Below are 17353 nucleotides of genomic sequence, written 5' to 3'. Positions count from 1 at the left end.
GAACAGACTTGCGCAGGCCGGGATGTTATTCCACCGACCGGCCCCGAACTGATGGTTTCAACGAACCGGTTACCGATTGGTTGCACGGCAGAGAAGTAGGGAAAACAGAAGATTCGACGACATTCGCTCTGAACGTGGGTCGAATCCCATGGCAGCGGCGCGGCTTCGGGGGAACCACATGCGCGCTTGGGTGATCACTGTCTCCGCCGGGGCGGGAACCGGAACGACCGCGTTCGTCGCGGTGGCCGTGAAAGCGGCCGACTCCGGGGGCGCCCTGCTGTGGTGGCTGTCCGTGGCCGCGGGGCTGGTCGCGGGGCTGGCCGGCGGGATCGCCGCGCAGGTCGCCCGCAGGTCCGGCCAAGACCTCTCACCGGACGTGCCGACGGGCGCGCTCCAGGGGCCGCCGCACAACCTGCCCGTCCTCAGCATGTACTTCACCGGCCGCACCGCCGAGACCGAACGCATGGTGGGCGTGTTGCGGGGACCGGTCCGCGGGCGCCGGCGGGACGAGCGGCCCGTGCCCCGGGTCTGTGTCCTGTACGGGGCGACCGGTGCCGGCAAGTCCCAGCTCGCCGTGGCCTACGCCCGCGACCAGTTGGACCGGCACTCCCTGACCTGGTGGCTCAACGCCTCCGGGCCCGACGCGCTGCGCACGGAGCTGCTGGAGTTCGCCCAGTACGTCGGCATCCGCGACCAGGAGAGCAAGAACGTCGTCCTCATGAACCTGTGGCGCTGGCTGCGCGAGCAGCGCGGCTGGCTGCTCGTCTACGACGGCTGGCCCGCCTACGAGGACGCGCTGCGCAGCCTGTTGCCGTCGGAGGGCGACGGCGAGGTGCTGATCACCACTCAGCAGAACCAGGGATGGGACGGCCTGCGCGCGAGCCCGATCGAGCTCCGGGTCTTCCCGGAGAACGAGGGCATCGAGTTCCTGCGGAAGCGCTTCGGCATCGAGCCGAAAGAGGCCTCGGAGCAGGACCTGGAGGCCTTCACCCGGCTCGGCCGCCAGCTCGGCTGGCTTCCGCTGGCCCTCGAACAGGCGGCGGCCTACATCGTCCAGGCGGAGACGACCGTGGTCGAGTACCTGCGCGATCTGCCCGGCGGCGCCTCGGTCGAGGACACCTTCCGGCTCGCCATCTCCCGCATCTCGGAAGCCTCTCCCGCCGCGGTGGACCTGCTGCGGCTGTGTACGTTCCTCGCCTCGGAGGACGTACAGAAGACCACGTTGATGCAGTACCGGTCGGTCCTCCCGGTCCGGCTGCGGACGGTGATGGCCGACCCGGTCACCTTCAACCGCGCGGTTCTGCTGCTGGTGGACCACTCCCTGCTGACGCGCAGCGGGGACTGGCGCGACGGATCCGCCGCCTACGGCATGCACCCGCGCGTCCAGACCCTGATCCACGACGGGCTGAGCCTGGCCGAGCGCCTGGAGTGGTCCCAGGCGGCGGTGCGGCTCGTGGAGGCCTGCTTCCCCACCACTCCGGACCTGCTGGCGTCCCGCCCGGTGTGCGAACGCCTGATGCCGCACGTCGAGGCGGTCATCGACAAGCTCGCCTGGGGCGACGACGCAGACGGCGGGCTGGGCGCGTCCGAGGACCCCGAGGCGCTGGCCCGGCTGCTGCACCGCGTCGGCGCCTACCAGGAGCACCGCTGCGACTGGGTGCGTTCCCTGGACTTCTTCGAACGGGAGGCCGAGCTGCGCGAGATCGGCAACGGTGACGTCCTCGGCCGCGCGACGGCCCGGTACGCCGTGGCCCGCCAGCACTATCTCCTGGCCGGGCTGGACGACGCCGAACGGGAGTGCCGCCGTGCCCTCGAACTCTGCGACGACCGCGAGGAGGAGGCGTTCCTGCGGTTACGGGCCCACTGCCAGCGGCAGCTGGGCGGCATCATGCGTGAGCACAACCGCTTCCCCGAGGCGCTGCTGGCGGCCCGGACCGCGGTCGGGATCTACGAGGGTCAGACATGGCGGGAGGAGAGCCTCGACTGGGCCGTCGCCGAGCAGGAGACCGGGCTGATCCACCGGAACGCGGGGCGCCTCACCGAGGCCACCCGGCACTACCGGCGGGCGGAGGAGTGCATTCCCACCCGGGGCAACCAGGAGCCCCCCGACTACACCGTGTTCCGGGCCATGCTCCAGCGCGACCTGGGCATCGTCGCCCAGGACAGAGGGCAGCTGGAACACGCGGAGGGCATGCTCACCGAGGCCCTGACGGTGTTCGGCGCCCATCGCGGACCGGAGGACTTCGAGACGGCCCAGATAGCCAAGTTCCTGTCGGACGTGCTGCGCCGGCGCAGCGAGAGCCACCGGGAGGAGGCGCGCCGGAGCCTGCGCCTGCTCCACCGCCGTGACCTGCGCCGCAGGGCCCGCGCCGAACTGGACCGGGCCGACCGGCTCCTGGGGCCGGTGGTGGAGCTGCACCGCAAGCGCAGCGAGGCCGAGGAGCACAAATACGCGGCCTGCCTCAACAAGCTCGGCTCCTTACGGCTCGCGCAGGGCCGGCCGGCCGAGGCACGGCGGACGCTGGAGCAGGCCGAGGCGATCTACCTGCGGCTCTACGGCGAGCGGCACTACTACCGCGCCAAGTCCCTGACCCGGCTCGGTCCCGTGCTGCGCGCCCAGGGCGACGGCGGCGCCGCGGAGCGCGTGCTCCGGGAGGCGGACGGGATCTTCCGGACGGCCCTCGGTGACGACCACCCCGCGCTGATGGCCGTGTGCGAGCACCTGTCCGACTGCGCCTCGGACCGCGGTGACCACGAGGAGGCCGGCCGGCTCAGGCGCGAGGCGGACCGCATCCGCCGGTTGTTGTGAGGCACGGTGACCCGGACCCTCGTGAACGCATGCACAAGCGGCCCCCTACCATGGTGCCCGTGCCAAAGCTGACCCCCACCGACCTCGTAGCGGCCGTGCGCAACCCGCTCGCCTTCATCGCTGCCCGCTGGACCCCGGATCCCCGGACCGTCCGCCGGGCGGCCCTCGCCGCGCTCGTCATGTCGGTGGTCATCGTGGTCACCGGCGGTGCGGTGCGGCTCACCGGCTCCGGGCTCGGCTGCCCGACCTGGCCCGAGTGCACCGCCGGCTCGCTGACCCCGACCGACGCGCTGAGCTACCACAGCGCCATCGAGTTCACGAACCGCATGCTGACCTACGTGCTGTGCGCGGCGGTCGGCTGGGCGATCATCGCGGCCCGCTCCCAGAAGCCGTTCCGGCGCAGCCTGACCCGGCTGGGCTGGGCGCAGTTCTGGCTCGTGATGAGCAACGCGATCCTGGGCGGCATCGTGGTGCTCGTCGGCCTCAACCCGTACACCGTCGCCGCGCACTTCCTGCTGGCGACCGCCCTCATCACGGTCGCCGCCCTGATGTGGCAGCGCACCCGCGAGGGCGACGGGCAGCCGCGTCCGCTGGTCGGCAAGGCCGTGCAGCAGCTGGTGTGGGCCCTGGTGGTCGTGACCCTGCTGCTCATCACCGCCGGCACGGTGGTGACCGGCGCGGGACCGCACCCGGGCGACTCCGGCGACGTCGAGCGCATCGACGTCAGCTGGTCGGGCGTCGCGGAGCTGCACGCGGTGTTCGCCTGGATCGTGGTGTCGCTGACCTTCGCGCTGTGGTTCTTCCTCAAGGGCGTCGGCGCGCCCCAGGGGCCGCGGGACCGCGTCCGCGAGCTGTTCCTGATCCTGCTCGGGCAGGGCGTGATCGGTTACGTCCAGTACTTCACGCACCTGCCGACGGTCCTGGTCGGCCTGCACATGTTCGGCTCCTGCCTGGTGTGGATCGGCGTGCTGCGGGTCCTGCTGTCGCTGCGGGAACGCGCCGAGGTCACGGCCGACGTGCCCGTTCAGACGTACGACGCCGTGAGCGCGTCGATCGCCGGGCCCAAGTAGTCCCGGGTCAGCCGGGCCCGGCGCGCCGTCCACTCCTCGGTGGGCGGGGCCGGGTCGCCGTAGCGGCGGCTGCGGATGTCGTCGACCACCTCGACGGGCGCGCCGAGGGCCGGCAGCAGGTCCAGGGCCTCGCGTTTGGAGATCAGGCGGCCCTCGCGTGCGGTGACACCGGCGCGGGCGAAGGTGATCATCCCCAGGTCCACCCAGACGTCCCGGGTCCACAGCGGGGCCTTGTCGACGGCGCGCCGCCAGTAGTCCCGCTGGTCGCGGACGACGTAGTCGCCGAGTTCCCGGTCGCCCACTGCTGGCAGCAGCCCGGCGGGGGCCCGGCCGTGCAGCACCCGGCCGAAGGCGTGCAGCTCACGCCGGGTCACCGGACTGACCGGCCGTTTGAACAGCTGCCCGTACGCGAAGGTCAGATGGCTCCGGGCCGGGTCGGCCGCGGTCGACGGGGTCAGGTAGGTGCAGTGCAGGACGGGAGCGAGCGGCAGCGCGCGCAGCCGGGCGTGCGCCACGGCGATCTTCCATACGACGGGCGGGGTCACCGGGCCCGGCAGCACCGCGATCAGGTCCAGGTCGCTGCGGCCCTCCTGGTAGTCGTCGCCCGCGGCGAGCGAGCCGTGCGCCCAGACGGCCACGGGGTCCAGTGCCGACAGTTCACGGACGAAGCGGGCCAGTAACGTCTCGGTGTCCACCTGCCCAGTCTGGACAGCTCACTCCAGCCCGTACACCCGTTTCGCGTTTCCCGCCGCGATCAGCCTGGCCACGCGCCGGGCGTCGCCGAGCGACCACGCGTCCTCGGCGACCCAGGTGCCCAGCACCCGGGCGAGGGACTCGCGGAAGAGGTGGGCGCCGACCACGTGCAGCTCGGGCAGGCCGTGGGCGCCGCTGGAGTAGAGGATCTTGCCGAAGGGGGCCAGTTCCAGGATCTCGGCGAGGATCGTCGCGGCCCGGGCGCCGGTGCGGACCAGGGCCGCGCCCGAGTCGGCGTACACGTGCGGGAAGACGCCGGCGAGGTGGGCGGCGTGGCGGTGGTAGGGGTAGCCGTGCAGGAGGACCAGGTCGGTGCCGAGGCCGGCGGTGGCGCGGACGAAGTCGGTGAGCAGAGCCGGGTCGGTGCGGTCGATCCGGGCGCCGGGCTCGCCGAGGCCCGCGTGCAGCTGGAGCGGGAGACCGGAGGCCACGGCGATCCAGAGCAGGTGGCGCAGCAGGACCGGGTCGGTCAGCTCGCCGCCCACCCGGCGGCCCGCCAGCCAGCGGCCGGCCGCGCCCCTGACCTCACCGGGGCCGGGGGGTTCGGGTGCCAGTGCCAGGCCGTGCCGGAGACCGGCGACGGAGGTGAAGGCGACCGCGTTGGCCGCCGCGCCGTGCACCGACTCGGCGAGGTTGGCGAGGAACGCCTCGACGGTGCCGGAGGTGTCGGCGACCTGTTCGGCGAGGAGTTCCAGGCGGACGATCTCGCGGGCCGCCGCGGCGCCGGTCGATGCCATCTCGGCGGGGCCGGTGAGGTCGCCCGGCAGGCCGGTGTCGACGAGGTAGGTGGTGATGCCGCTGCCGCGCAGGAGGCGACGGCCGGCCTCCAGGACGCCGAGTTCGCGGCGCCGGGCCAGGTAGCGGGCCGGGGCGCAGTGGGGTTCCAGGCCGAGGAGCGGGGGGCACCAGCGCCGTACGGCGAAGCCGGTCTGGGTGTCGAAGAGGGTGGTACCGGCGGCCGGGGGGCCTTCGGTGCGGGCGAGCTGGGCCTCGAAGGTGCCGAGGCCGAGCTCCGTACGCAGCACTCCGTGGCAGTACTGGTCCACCAGGTTCGGCGTCTCGATCATCCGGGCTCCCGTGTGGACGGCTACTTGACCGTCTTAACGGGTGAACCGGGATTGAGGTCGCGGTCGGGGGCGGGTGGTACAGGTGGCACGGCGGCTGCGGGCCGGTGGGGGCTGGTCGCGCCCACGCGGCGGAGCCGCAAATCGATACAGCCCCGCGCCCCGAAAAAGCAGACTGTTCAGCCGCCGACCTGAATGCCGGCCATCCGCTTCCACTCGTACGGGCCCGTCGTCACCTTGGCCGCGAACTCGCCGTCGAAGGACTCGTGGACCGTGATGCCGGACTTGGCGACCGCCTGCTCGGCGATCTCGTACGTCGGGGCCACCAGGTCGCCCCAGCCGCCGTCCTCGCCGACCAGGACGATGCGGGCGCCGCGTTCGCCGATGTAGGCCACCTGGCCCTCGGCGCCGCCGTGGGCCTTGGCGAAGGTGCCGATCTGCCTGACGAGGCGCGCCACCTTGCGCTCGGTCTTCTGGTCCACCTCAACCTGCTGCGTGTCTGCCATGAGCAGGATGCTACTCATCGGTAGATCGGCTGGCGAGGGCAGGGCGGTGTGACGTGGGTCAGCGGAGGAAGGGGTCGACCGCCACGGCCACGAAGAGCAGGGAGACGTAGGTGATGGACCAGTGGAACAGCCGCATCTCCTTGAGCTTGCCGCCCGTCACCTCGGCCTTCGCGCGGTTCTGCAACCCGTGCGCCTCCCACAGCCACCAGCCGCCCGCCACCAGGGCGACCAGCGTGTAGAACCAGCCGGTGTAGCCGAGGGGGGTGAGGAGCAGGGAGACGCCGACCATCACCCAGCTGTAGATGACGATCTGCTTGGCGACCACCTTGTTGGAGGCGACGACCGGCAGCATCGGCACGCCCACGCGCGCGTAGTCGTCCTTCACCTTCATGGAGAGCGGCCAGTAGTGCGGCGGCGTCCAGAAGAACATGACGAGGAAGAGGACGACCGGGGCCCACGACATGGAGTCCGTGACGGCCGACCAGCCGATCAGCACCGGCAGACAGCCGGCGATGCCGCCCCACACGATGTTCTGCGAGGTACGGCGCTTGAGGATCATCGTGTAGACGACGACGTAGAAAAGCAGCGCTCCGAGTGACAGCCAGGCGCTCAGCCAGTTGACGGTGAGACCGAACAGCAGGGTGGAGACGACCGCCAGGGAGATGCCGAAGGCGAGGCACTCGCGCGGGCTGACCATGCCGGTCACCAGCGGACGCTGCGAGGTGCGGTCCATCAGCGCGTCGATGTCCCGGTCGATGTACATGTTCAGCGCGTTCGCGCCGCCCGCCGAGAGGTAGCCGCCGACGCAGGTGAGCAGCACCAGCGTCAGGTCGGGCACACCCTGCTGCGCCAGGAACATCACCGGAACCGTGGTGATGAGCAGCAGCTCGATGATCCGCGGCTTGGTCAGCGCCACGAAAGCTTTGACACGGGCCCCGAACGGCCGGTGGCTCGGGCTCTCGCTCGCACCGAGCACCCCCGCTGGACGGGATTCGACGGCCGTCACGCACACCCCTGACAGAGACTCCCAGCGAGCCCGCCGTGTGAACTCACGGTAAAGGCTCGCGCGTACCACGCCACTTTAGACGTTGCCCATACCCCGACCTTCGCGGGGGTGGGGTCGTGTTGGGAGGCGTCTCGGGAGAGGGGTGGGGTGGCTCGATTGAGCAGTCAGATGAGCGGCTGCGTATTCAACTGCATTCGTGTGCCGACATGCCTTCTCGGCCAGTCGGGAGGCGGATCCCCGAGAGTCCCGGCAGTCTGGAAACACTCGAAAAAATGCACGTCCTTACGGGGGTAGGCTCGACAACGGCCGGTGGGCACCCAGTGCACCGGCAGCCGGTGCGGGCGTGTGCCCGGGGACCGGTAACCGAACATGTGGAGAGGAGCCCTGACCCAGGGTGAGCACCAAGCCGACCACCACAGACCTCGACTGGACCGAGTTGGACCAGCGGGCCGTAGACACCGCCCGCGTCCTGGCCGCCGATGCCGTACAGAAGGTCGGCAACGGCCATCCGGGTACGGCGATGAGCCTGGCGCCGGCCGCGTACACCCTCTTCCAGAAGGTGATGCGGCACGACCCGTCCGACCCCGACTGGGTGGGCCGCGACCGCTTCGTGCTGTCCGCCGGTCACTCGTCGCTGACCCTCTACACACAGCTGTACCTGGCCGGTTTCGGCCTGGAGCTGGAAGACCTCGAAGCCTTCCGGACCTGGGGCTCGAAGACGCCGGGCCACCCGGAGTACGGCCACACCAAGGGCGTGGAGACCACCACGGGTCCGCTGGGCCAGGGTGTCGCCAACGCGGTGGGCATGGCCATGGCCGCCCGCTACGAGCGCGGTCTGTTCGACCCGGACGCGTCGCAGGGCGAGTCCCCCTTCGACCACTTCGTCTACTGCATCGCCGGTGACGGCTGCCTCCAGGAGGGCATCTCCGCCGAGGCGTCCTCGATGGCCGGCCACCAGAAGCTCGGCAACCTGGTCCTGCTGTGGGACGACAACCACATCTCGATCGAGGGCGACACCGAGACGGCCGTCTCCGAGGACACCGTCAAGCGGTTCGAGGCGTACGGCTGGCACGTGCAGCGGATCGCCCCGAAGCCGGACGGCGACCTGGACCCGCACGCCCTCTACAACGCGATCGAGGCCGCGAAGAAGGTGACGGACAAGCCGTCCTTCATCGCGATGCGCTCGATCATCGCCTGGCCCGCCCCGAACGCGCAGAACACCGAGGCCGCGCACGGCTCGGCGCTGGGCGCGGACGAGGTCGCGGCCACCAAGCGCGTCCTCGGCTTCGACCCGGAGAAGAGCTTCGACGTCGCCGAGGAGGTCATCGCCCACACCCGGCAGGCCGGGGAGCGCGGCGGGGCGGCGAAGGCCGAGTGGGAGAAGTCGTTCCAGCTGTGGCGGGACAACAACGCCGAGCGGGCCGCCGACTTCGACCGGATCTCCGCGGGCGAGCTGCCCAAGGGCTGGGAGGAGAAGATCCCGGTCTTCGAGCCCGGCAAGGGCGTCGCGACCCGTGCCGCCTCGGGCAAGGTCCTCCAGGCGCTCGGCGCGGTCATCCCCGAGCTGTGGGGCGGTTCGGCCGACCTGGCCGGGTCGAACAACACGACCATCGACAAGAACAGCTCGTTCCTGCCGGCGGACAACCCGCTGCCGGGCGCGAACCCCTACGGCCGGACCATCCACTTCGGTATCCGCGAGCACTCCATGGCCGCGGAGATGAACGGCATCACCCTGCACGGCAACACCCGTGTCTACGGCGGTACGTTCCTCGTCTTCTCCGACTACATGCGCAACTCGGTGCGGCTGTCGGCGCTGATGCACCTGCCGGTGACGTACGTGTGGACCCACGACTCCATCGGTCTCGGCGAGGACGGCCCCACCCACCAGCCGGTCGAGCACCTCGCCTCGCTGCGTGCCATCCCGGGCCTGAACGTGGTCCGGCCGGCCGACGCCAACGAGACCGCGATCGCCTGGCGCGAGATCCTCCGCCGCTACACGAAGGTGTTCGGCAAGGGCGCCCCGCACGGCCTGGCGCTGACCCGTCAGGGCGTGCCGGTGTACGAGTCGAACGAGGACACGGTCAAGGGCGGCTACGTCCTGTTCGAGGCGTCCGGCGGGACCCCCGAGGTCATCCTCATGGCGACCGGCTCGGAGGTGCACGTCGCCGTCGAGGCGCGCGAGCGTCTCGAGGCCGACGGCGTGCCCACGCGCGTCGTGTCCATGCCGTGCGTGGAGTGGTTCGAGGAGCAGGACCAGGGGTACCGGGACAGCGTCCTGCCGCCGTCCGTGAAGGCGCGTGTCTCGGTCGAGGCCGGCATCGGTCTCACCTGGCACAAGTACGTCGGGGACGCCGGCCGCATCGTTTCCCTGGAGCACTTCGGTGCTTCCGCCGACGGCAAGGTGCTCTTCCAGGAGTTCGGCTTCAATGCCGAGCACGTAGCCGATGAGGCGAAGAAGTCGATCGCCAAGGCCCGGGAATCCATCGCCGCCGCCCAGCGCTGACGCTGTATACGACACGTAGGAGATGTAATTCCATGACAGACGCACTCAAGCGCCTCTCCGACGAAGGCGTCGCGATCTGGCTGGACGACCTGTCGCGCAAGCGGATCACGTCCGGCAACCTCGCCGAGCTGATCGACCAGCAGCACGTCGTGGGCGTCACCACCAACCCGACGATCTTCCAGAAGGCGATCTCTTCGGGCGACGGCTACCAGCAGCAGGTCTCCGACCTCGCCGCCCGCAAGGTCACCGTCGAAGAGGCCATCCGCATGATCACCACGGCGGACGTCCGCGACGCCGCCGACATCCTGCGCCCGGTGTTCGACGCGACCGACGGCCAGGACGGCCGCGTGTCGATCGAGGTCGACCCGCGCCTCGCGCACAACACGAAGGCGACGATCGCCGAGGCCAAGCAGCTGGCCTGGCTGGTCGACCGCCCCAACACGCTCATCAAGATCCCGGCCACCGAGGCGGGCCTGCCGGCGATCACCGAGGTCATCGGCCTCGGCATCAGCGTCAACGTCACGCTGATCTTCTCGCTGGAGCGCTACCGCGCGGTCATGGACGCCTACCTGGCCGGTCTGGAGAAGGCCAAGGAGCGCGGCCTCGACCTGTCGCTCATCCGTTCGGTGGCGTCGTTCTTCGTGTCCCGCGTGGACACCGAGATCGACAAGCGCCTGAACGACCTGGGCACCGACGACGCCAAGGCGCTGCGCGGCAAGTCCGCCGTCGCCAACGCCCGGCTCGCCTACCAGGCGTACGAGGAGGTCTTCTCCTCGGACCGCTGGCAGGTGCTGGACAACGCGGGCGCCCGCAAGCAGCGCCCGCTGTGGGCCTCCACCGGCGTGAAGGACCCGGCGTACAAGGACACCCTGTACGTCGACGACCTGGTCGCGCCGAACACGGTCAACACCATGCCGGAGGCCACCCTCCTCGCGGTCGAGGACCACGGCGGCATCACCGGCGACACGATCACCGGCACGTACGAGCAGGCCCGCGCCGACCTGGACGCCGTCGAGGCGCTCGGGATCTCGTACGACGACGTGGTCCAGGTACTGGAGGACGAGGGCGTCGAGAAGTTCGAGGCGTCCTGGAACGACCTGCTCAAGTCGACCCAGGCGGAGCTGGAGCGCCTGGCCCCCTCGGAGGGCTGACATCTTGTCCCCCTTTTCCGGTTCCGGAGCGAACCCGCTTCGTGACCCCGCCGACCGACGGCTCCCGCGTATCGCGGGGCCGTCGGGTCTGGTCATCTTCGGCGTCACGGGCGACCTCTCCCGCAAGAAGCTCATGCCCGCCGTCTACGACCTCGCCAACCGGGGTCTGCTGCCGCCGGGCTTCTCCCTGGTCGGCTTCGCCCGCCGTGAGTGGGCCCACGAGGACTTCGCCGCCGAGGTCCACGACGCCGTCAAGGACCACGCGCGCACCCCGTTCCGCGAGGAGGTCTGGCAGCAGCTCATCCAGGGGATGCGCTTCGTCCAGGGCACCTTCGACGACGACGACGCGTTCGAGCGGCTGCGCTCCACCATCGAGGAGCTGGACAAGGCACAGGGCACGGGCGGCAACTTCGCCTTCTACCTGTCCGTGCCGCCGCGCTCCTTCCCGGTGGTCATCCAGCAGCTCAAGAAGCACGGGCTGGCCGACCAGTCCGGCGGCTCCTGGCGGCGCGCGGTCATCGAGAAGCCCTTCGGCCACGACCTGAAGTCGGCCGAGGAGCTCAACAAGGTCGTGCACGAGGTGTTCGAACCGGACCAGGTGTTCCGGATCGACCACTACCTCGGCAAGGAGACCGTCCAGAACATCCTGGCGCTGCGCTTCGCCAACACCATGTACGAGCCGATCTGGAACCGGTCCTTCGTGGACCACGTGCAGATCACCATGGCCGAGGACATCGGTATCGGCGGCCGGGCCGGCTACTACGACGGCATCGGCTCGGCCCGTGACGTCATCCAGAACCACCTGCTCCAGCTCATGGCCCTGACCGCCATGGAGGAGCCGGCCTCCTTCGACGCGGACGCACTGGCCGCCGAGAAGGAGAAGGTGCTCGGCGCGGTACGGCTGCCGAAGGACCTGGGCGCCTCGACCGTGCGCGGCCAGTACGCGGCCGGCTGGCAGGGCGGCGAGAAGGTCATCGGCTACCTCGAAGAGGACGGCATCGACTCCAGGTCGAAGACCGACACCTACGCCGCGGTGAAGCTGGAGATCGACAACCGCCGCTGGGCGGGCGTCCCCTTCTACCTGCGCACCGGCAAGCGGCTCGGCCGCCGGGTCACCGAGATCGCGGTGGTCTTCCAGCGGGCCCCGCACTCCCCCTTCGACCACACGGCGACGGAGGAACTGGGCCAGAACGCGATCGTCATCCGCGTCCAGCCCGACGAGGGCATCACGGTCCGCTTCGGCTCCAAGGTGCCCGGCACCTCGATGGAGATCCGGGACGTCTCGATGGACTTCGCCTACGGCGAGTCGTTCACCGAGTCCTCGCCCGAGGCGTACGAGCGGCTGATCCTGGACGTCCTGCTGGGCGACTCCAACCTCTTCCCGCGCACGGAGGAGGTCGAGCTGTCCTGGAAGATCCTCGACCCGATCGAGGAGCACTGGGACACGCACGGCAGGCCCGCCCAGTACAAGTCCGGCACCTGGGGCCCCGCCGAGGCCGACGAGATGCTCGCACGAGACGGACGGAGCTGGCGCCGCCCATGAAGATAGACCTCACGGACACCACGGCCGGCAAGGTCAACAAGGCGCTGGTGCAGGGCCGCCGGGCCATCGGCACGCCCGCCGTGGGCATGGTGCTCACCCTCGTCATCGTCACCGACGAGGAGAACGCGTACGACGCCCTGAAGGCCGCCGGTGACGCCTCGCACGAGCACCCCTCGCGCACCCTGGTCGTCATCAAGCGCGTCTCCCGCTCCCCCCGCGACCGTACGGCGTCCCGTCTGGACGCCGAGGTCCGGGTGGGCGCGGACGCGGGCTCCGGCGAGACGGTGATCCTGCGGCTGTACGGCGAGGTCGCCGACCACGCCGACTCGGTCGTACTGCCGCTGCTGCTGCCGGACGCGCCGGTCGTCGTCTGGTGGCCGGTGAACGCCCCGCTCGACCCGGCGCAGGACCCGCTGGGCGCCCTCGCCCAGCGCCGGGTCACCGACACCTACTCCTCCGAGCAGCCGGTACGGGAGCTGTCCGCCCGCGCGGACGCCTACACCCCCGGCGACACGGACCTGTCCTGGACCCGGATCACGCCCTGGCGCTCGATGCTGGCGGCCGCCCTGGACCAGGTGGTCTGCGAGGTCAAGGCGGTCGAGGTGGAGGGCGAGGAGTTCAACCCGAGCTGCGAGCTGCTGGCGATGTGGCTCGCGGACCGGCTGGACGTCCCCGTCAAGCGCTCCCTGTCGGCCGGCCCCGGCCTGACCGCGGTCCGCCTCGCCACCAGCGAGGGCGCGATCGCGCTGGACCGCGCGGACGGTTCCCTCGCAACCCTGTCCATCGACGGTCAGCCGGACCGCGCGGTGGCGCTGAAGCGGCGCGACACGGCCGAGCTGATCGCGGAGGAGCTGCGCCGGCTCGACCCGGACGACACCTACGCGTCCGCGCTGCGGTTCGGCGTGGAGCGCCTGAACGCGTCGTCGGCTCCGGCGGCCCAGGACACCGCCTCGACGCCGGACCCGTTGCCCAAAGGAGAACCGGTCACCTACGCAGCAGCAGCCCCCGCAGCCGCTGCCGAGGCTCCCACGACAGAAGCGGCACCGCAGGAACCGCCGCCGCTGAAGAAGAGGGCGAAGACGACATGAGCACTCCCCAGCTGGTCGTGCACCGCGACAAGGAACTGATGGCGCAGGCCGCCGCGGCCCGTCTGATCACGAAGATCGTGGACGCCCAGGCCTCCCGGGGCGAGGCGTCCGTGGTCCTCACGGGCGGTCGCAACGGCAACGGCCTGCTGGCCGCCCTGGCGGCGGCCCCGGCCCGGGACGCCATCGACTGGGGCCGGCTCGACCTCTGGTGGGGCGACGAGCGGTTCCTGCCCGAGGGCGACCCGGAGCGCAACGTCACCCAGGCCCGCGACGCCCTGCTCGACCAGGTCCCGGTGGACCCGAAGCGCGTGCACGCCATGCCCGCGTCGGACGGCCCCTGGGGCACGGACGTGGACGCGGCGGCCGAGTCCTACGCGGCGGAGCTGGCCGCCGCGGCCGACCCCGAGAACCACGGTCCGGTGCCCACCTTCGACGTCCTGATGCTGGGCGTCGGCCCGGACACCCACGTGGCCTCGCTCTTCCCGGAGCTCCCCGCGGTCCGCGAGACGGAACGCACGGTGGTCGGCGTCCACGGCGCCCCCAAGCCGCCTCCGACCCGCGTCTCCCTCACCCTCCCCGCCATCCGCTCGGCCCGCGAGGTCTGGCTGCTGGCGGCGGGCGAGGACAAGGCCGAGGCCGTCGCCATCGCCCTCTCCGGCGCGGGCGAGATCCAGGCCCCGGCAGCAGGCGCCCAGGGCCGCCAACGCACCCTGTGGCTCCTGGACTCGACGGCGGCCTCCCAGCTGCCGCGGTCGCTGTATCCGCCGGCTTCGGCGTGACGAAGCACTGAAAGAGAACCCGTACGGCCACCGCGGCCGTACGGGTTCTCTCATGACCAAGGCCCGCCCGGGCCTAACGCCCGCGCAGCTCCCGGTACTTGGCCACCAGTGCCGTCGTCGACGCGTCCAGGCCGGGTACCTCGGTGCCCTCGGTCAGCGCGGGCTCGATGCGCTTGGCGAGCACCTTGCCCAGCTCCACGCCCCACTGGTCGAAGGAGTCGATGTTCCAGATCGCGCCCTGCACGAAGACCTTGTGCTCGTAGAGGGCGACGAGCTGGCCGAGGACGGACGGGGTCAGTTCCCTGGCGAGGATGGTCGTGGTGGGGTGGTTGCCCTTGAAGGTGCGGTGGGCCACCTGCTCCTCGGCCACGCCCTCCGCGCGGACCTCCTCGGCGGTCTTGCCGAAGGCCAGCGCCTGGGTCTGGGCGAAGAAGTTCGCCATCAGCAGGTCGTGCTGGGCCTTGAGTTCACCGCTCAGCTCGGCGACCGGCTCGGCGAAGCCGATGAAGTCCGCCGGGATCAGCCTGGTGCCCTGGTGGATCAACTGGTAGTACGCGTGCTGGCCGTTGGTGCCCGGCGTGCCCCACACCACCGGGCCGGTCTGCCACTGCACCGGCCGGCCCTCCCGGTCCACCGACTTGCCGTTGGACTCCATGTCCAGCTGCTGCAGGTACGCGGTGAACTTGGAGAGGTAGTGGCTGTACGGCAGGACCGCGTGCGACTGGGCGTCGTGGAAGTTGCCGTACCAGACGCCCAGCTGGCCGAGCAGGAGGGGGACGTTGGACTCGGCGGGGGCGGTGCGGAAGTGCTCGTCGACCAGGTGGAAGCCGTCCAGCATCTCGCGGAAGCGGTCCGGGCCGATGGCGATCATCAGGGAGAGGCCGATGGCGGAGTCGTAGGAGTACCGGCCGCCGACCCAGTCCCAGAACTCGAACATGTTGGCCGTGTCGATGCCGAAGTCCGACACCTTCTCGGCGTTCGTGGAGAGGGCCACGAAGTGCTTGGCGACCGCTTCCTGACCGGCCTTCAGCTCGGTGAGGAGCCAGTTGCGGGCGGAGGTGGCGTTGGTGATCGTCTCGATCGTGGTGAACGTCTTGGAGGCGATGATGAAGAGGGTCTCCGCCGGGTCCAGGTCGCGGGTGGCCTCGTGCAGGTCGGCGCCGTCGACGTTGGAGACGAAGCGGACCGTGAGGTCGCGGTCGGTGAAGCTGCGCAGCACCTCGTAGGCCATCGCCGGACCGAGGTCGGAGCCGCCGATACCGATGTTGACGACGTTCCTGATCCGCCTGCCGGTGTGGCCGGTCCAGGCGCCGGAGCGGACCCGGTCGGCGAAGTCGCTCATCTTGTCCAGGACCGCGTGCACCTGCGGCACCACGTTCTCGCCGTCGACCTCGACCACCGCGTCGCGCGGGGCGCGCAGCGCGGTGTGCAGCACCGCGCGGTTCTCTGTGACGTTGATCTTCTCGCCGCGGAACATGGCGTCCCGCAGGCCGAAGACGTCGGTGGCGGCGGCCAGCTCGCGCAGCAGCCGCAGCGTCTCGTCGTTGACCAGGTGCTTCGAGTAGTCGATGTGGAGGTCGCCGACCTGGAGGGTGTAGCCCGTGCCGCGTCCCGGGTCGGCCGCGAACAGGTCCCGCAGATGGGTCTCGGCGAGCTCCTCCCGGTGCTTGGCGAGCGCGGTCCACTCGGGCGTCTGGTTGAGCCTGGTACGGCCGTCTGCGTTCATTCCGACTTCAGCCTTCTTCCTTGCACCTGTCCTGTTGCGTGCCTGTGCCGCCGCCGTTCCAACCTAGTTGATCAGCTCGGGGCACGGCCTGCCGTCGCGCTGTCCCGCGGCGCAACAACAGGTACGTCCGGCCGGCGCACCGGTATCAACGAGGTGACGGCCAGGCCGAAGAGGACGGCGGCCAGCAGCGCGGGCCCGTTCAGCCCGTAGGTTCCCGCGACGGCTCCGCCGAGGAGGGCGCCGAGCGGCGCGCCGGAGGTGGAGGAGGTGCGGAAGGCGGCGGCGATCCGGCCGGTCATCGACTCGGGGGCGCGTTGCTGCATCAGCGTGACCTGGTTGACGTTCCACACCATGTTCATGGCGCCGAGCAGCAGCATGCCGGCGACGAGCGCGCCGAGGTGCCGGACGGTGCCTATGAGCAGCAGGGACGACGTCTGGACGGTGCCGGCGACCAGCAGGGCGCGCACCCGGCCCATGCGGCGGGCGATGCGCTGGGCGAGGAAGCCGCCGGTGATGCTGCCGGCCGAGTACGCGGTCATGGCCGCGGCGTATCCGGCGGTGCCCGCGTCCAGCCAGCGCGTGACGTGCAGCACGAGGGTGGCGATCAGCGCGCCCATGCCGATGTTGCAGAGCAGGGTGGCCACGCAGATGGCCCGCAGGGCGCGGTCCTGCCACAGGGCGCGCAGGCCCTCGCCGATCTCCGTGCGCAGGGTGCTGCCGGCCGGGCGTGGCGCCCGCTCCGGCGGCCTGGTCCGGAGGGAGGCGACCAGGGCGGCGGCGGCCAGGTAGGTGCTCGCGTCGGCCGCGAAGGGCATGGCCGCGCCGGCCGTCAGGAGCAGCGGCACGAGCGGGGCGCCGAGCAGGCCGCCGGCGATCTGCTGGCCGGTCATCAGCCGGGCGTTGGCCCCGCCGAGGGCGTGCCGGTCGACCAGGGAGGGCAGCAGGGCCGTGGACGCGTTGTCGAAGAGTGTCTGCAGGGTGGTGAGCGCGAAGGCGAGCAGGAGCAGCAACGGGATCGAGGCGTGACCGAGCGCCACGGCGAGTGCGAAGGCGGCGACGAGCAGCCCTCGTACCGTGTCCGCCGCCCACATGGCGCGCCGCTGGTCCACCCGGTCCGCGACGGCACCGCCGAGCAGGCCGAACAGCAGCCACGGCACATAGCCGCAGGCGGTCACCGAGGCGATGGCGAGCGGGTCGTCGGTCAGCCGGGCGGCCAGCAGGGGCAGCGCGGACGTCCGTAACGCGTCTCCGAACCGGGAGACCACGGCGGCCGTCCACAGCCGCCCGAATCCCCCGCGCCACGCGGGTGCCGCCTCGCTCACCGTCACCGCCGCCCCCTCACGATTCGCCGATGC

13 protein-coding genes are annotated in these 17353 nt (G+C 71.0%); 7 read left to right on the top strand and 6 right to left on the bottom strand.

Annotated elements, in window-relative coordinates:
• The first annotated feature begins 178 nt into the window (after nucleotides 1-178).
• Together ACGF5O_RS03475 and ACGF5O_RS03470 are read left to right on the top strand one after the other, a co-directional pair.
• Nucleotides 179-2809: a tetratricopeptide repeat protein gene (locus tag ACGF5O_RS03475; RefSeq protein WP_393808229.1), complete on the top strand. Its 2631-nt coding sequence runs from the start codon at nucleotides 179-181 to the stop codon at nucleotides 2807-2809.
• 50 nt (nucleotides 2810-2859) lie between these two features.
• Nucleotides 2860-3879, top strand: coding sequence for a heme A synthase (locus ACGF5O_RS03470; RefSeq protein WP_393808228.1), 1020 nt, complete (start codon nucleotides 2860-2862; stop codon nucleotides 3877-3879).
• On the opposite strand, the gene ACGF5O_RS03465 is transcribed toward ACGF5O_RS03470, so the two are convergent.
• The 4 genes from ACGF5O_RS03465 to ACGF5O_RS03450 form a co-directional block, all read right to left on the bottom strand.
• A complete protein-coding gene (locus ACGF5O_RS03465; RefSeq protein WP_393808227.1) occupies nucleotides 3834-4574 on the bottom strand; it encodes a nucleotidyltransferase in 741 nt (246 codons plus the stop codon). The genes ACGF5O_RS03470 and ACGF5O_RS03465 overlap by 46 nt on opposite strands.
• An 18-nt stretch (nucleotides 4575-4592) precedes the next feature.
• A complete protein-coding gene (locus tag ACGF5O_RS03460; RefSeq protein WP_393808226.1) occupies nucleotides 4593-5699 on the bottom strand; it encodes an amidohydrolase family protein in 1107 nt (368 codons plus the stop codon).
• A gap of 176 nt (nucleotides 5700-5875) precedes the next feature.
• On the bottom strand, nucleotides 5876-6202 hold the full coding sequence (locus ACGF5O_RS03455) for a hypothetical protein (protein WP_393808225.1): 327 nt from the start codon (nucleotides 6200-6202) through the stop codon (nucleotides 5876-5878).
• Nucleotides 6203-6260: 58 nt separating this feature from the next.
• A complete protein-coding gene (locus ACGF5O_RS03450; RefSeq protein WP_393808224.1) occupies nucleotides 6261-7214 on the bottom strand; it encodes a heme o synthase in 954 nt (317 codons plus the stop codon).
• 388 nt (nucleotides 7215-7602) lie between these two features.
• Between ACGF5O_RS03450 and tkt the strand changes: the two genes are divergently transcribed.
• The 5 genes from tkt to pgl are packed head-to-tail and all read left to right on the top strand — an operon-like array spanning nucleotide 7603 to nucleotide 14272.
• Entirely contained in the window at nucleotides 7603-9711 is a 2109-nt protein-coding gene (tkt, locus tag ACGF5O_RS03445; RefSeq protein ID WP_393808223.1) for a transketolase, read from the top strand.
• A gap of 32 nt (nucleotides 9712-9743) precedes the next feature.
• Nucleotides 9744-10862 (top strand): transaldolase, encoded by a 1119-nt coding sequence (gene tal, locus ACGF5O_RS03440; protein ID WP_393808222.1) that lies wholly within the window; start codon nucleotides 9744-9746, stop codon nucleotides 10860-10862.
• 4 nt (nucleotides 10863-10866) lie between these two features.
• A complete protein-coding gene (gene zwf, locus ACGF5O_RS03435; protein ID WP_393808221.1) occupies nucleotides 10867-12405 on the top strand; it encodes a glucose-6-phosphate dehydrogenase in 1539 nt (512 codons plus the stop codon).
• A complete protein-coding gene (opcA, locus tag ACGF5O_RS03430; RefSeq protein WP_393808220.1) occupies nucleotides 12402-13493 on the top strand; it encodes a glucose-6-phosphate dehydrogenase assembly protein OpcA in 1092 nt (363 codons plus the stop codon). Before zwf ends, opcA begins: the two co-directional genes overlap by 4 nt.
• Nucleotides 13490-14272: a 6-phosphogluconolactonase gene (pgl, locus tag ACGF5O_RS03425; RefSeq protein ID WP_362581361.1), complete on the top strand. Its 783-nt coding sequence runs from the start codon at nucleotides 13490-13492 to the stop codon at nucleotides 14270-14272. Before opcA ends, pgl begins: the two co-directional genes overlap by 4 nt.
• A 73-nt stretch (nucleotides 14273-14345) precedes the next feature.
• Here pgl and pgi read toward each other — a convergent pair whose 3' ends face one another.
• Nucleotides 14346-15998 carry a glucose-6-phosphate isomerase gene (gene pgi, locus ACGF5O_RS03420; protein ID WP_393808219.1) on the bottom strand — a complete coding sequence of 551 codons (1653 nt, stop codon included), beginning with the start codon at nucleotides 15996-15998 and terminating at the stop codon, nucleotides 14346-14348.
• Nucleotides 15999-16069: 71 nt separating this feature from the next.
• On the bottom strand, nucleotides 16070-17320 hold the full coding sequence (locus ACGF5O_RS03415) for an MFS transporter (RefSeq protein ID WP_393808412.1): 1251 nt from the start codon (nucleotides 17318-17320) through the stop codon (nucleotides 16070-16072).
• Nucleotides 17321-17353 lie beyond the last annotated feature (33 nt).

It is taken from the genome of Streptomyces sp. NPDC048291 (assembly GCF_043201715.1).
Lineage (GTDB): Bacteria > Actinomycetota > Actinomycetes > Streptomycetales > Streptomycetaceae > Streptomyces.
Note: the sequence above shows the minus strand (reverse complement) of the source record. Positions and strands in the feature narration are given on the sequence as shown.

Excerpts from the sequence above, each read along its gene's own strand:
- opcA (WP_393808220.1), top strand. The coding sequence starts at position 12,402 with ATGAAGATAGACCTCACGGACACCACGGCCGGCAAGGTCAACAAGGCG.
- tal (WP_393808222.1), top strand. The coding sequence starts at position 9,744 with ATGACAGACGCACTCAAGCGCCTCTCCGACGAAGGCGTCGCGATCTGG.
- ACGF5O_RS03475 (WP_393808229.1), top strand. The coding sequence starts at position 179 with ATGCGCGCTTGGGTGATCACTGTCTCCGCCGGGGCGGGAACCGGAACG.
- pgl (WP_362581361.1), top strand. The coding sequence starts at position 13,490 with ATGAGCACTCCCCAGCTGGTCGTGCACCGCGACAAGGAACTGATGGCG.
- ACGF5O_RS03460 (WP_393808226.1), bottom strand. The coding sequence starts at position 5,699 with ATGATCGAGACGCCGAACCTGGTGGACCAGTACTGCCACGGAGTGCTG.
- pgi (WP_393808219.1), bottom strand. The coding sequence starts at position 15,998 with ATGAACGCAGACGGCCGTACCAGGCTCAACCAGACGCCCGAGTGGACC.
- ACGF5O_RS03470 (WP_393808228.1), top strand. The coding sequence starts at position 2,860 with ATGGTGCCCGTGCCAAAGCTGACCCCCACCGACCTCGTAGCGGCCGTG.
- ACGF5O_RS03455 (WP_393808225.1), bottom strand. The coding sequence starts at position 6,202 with ATGGCAGACACGCAGCAGGTTGAGGTGGACCAGAAGACCGAGCGCAAG.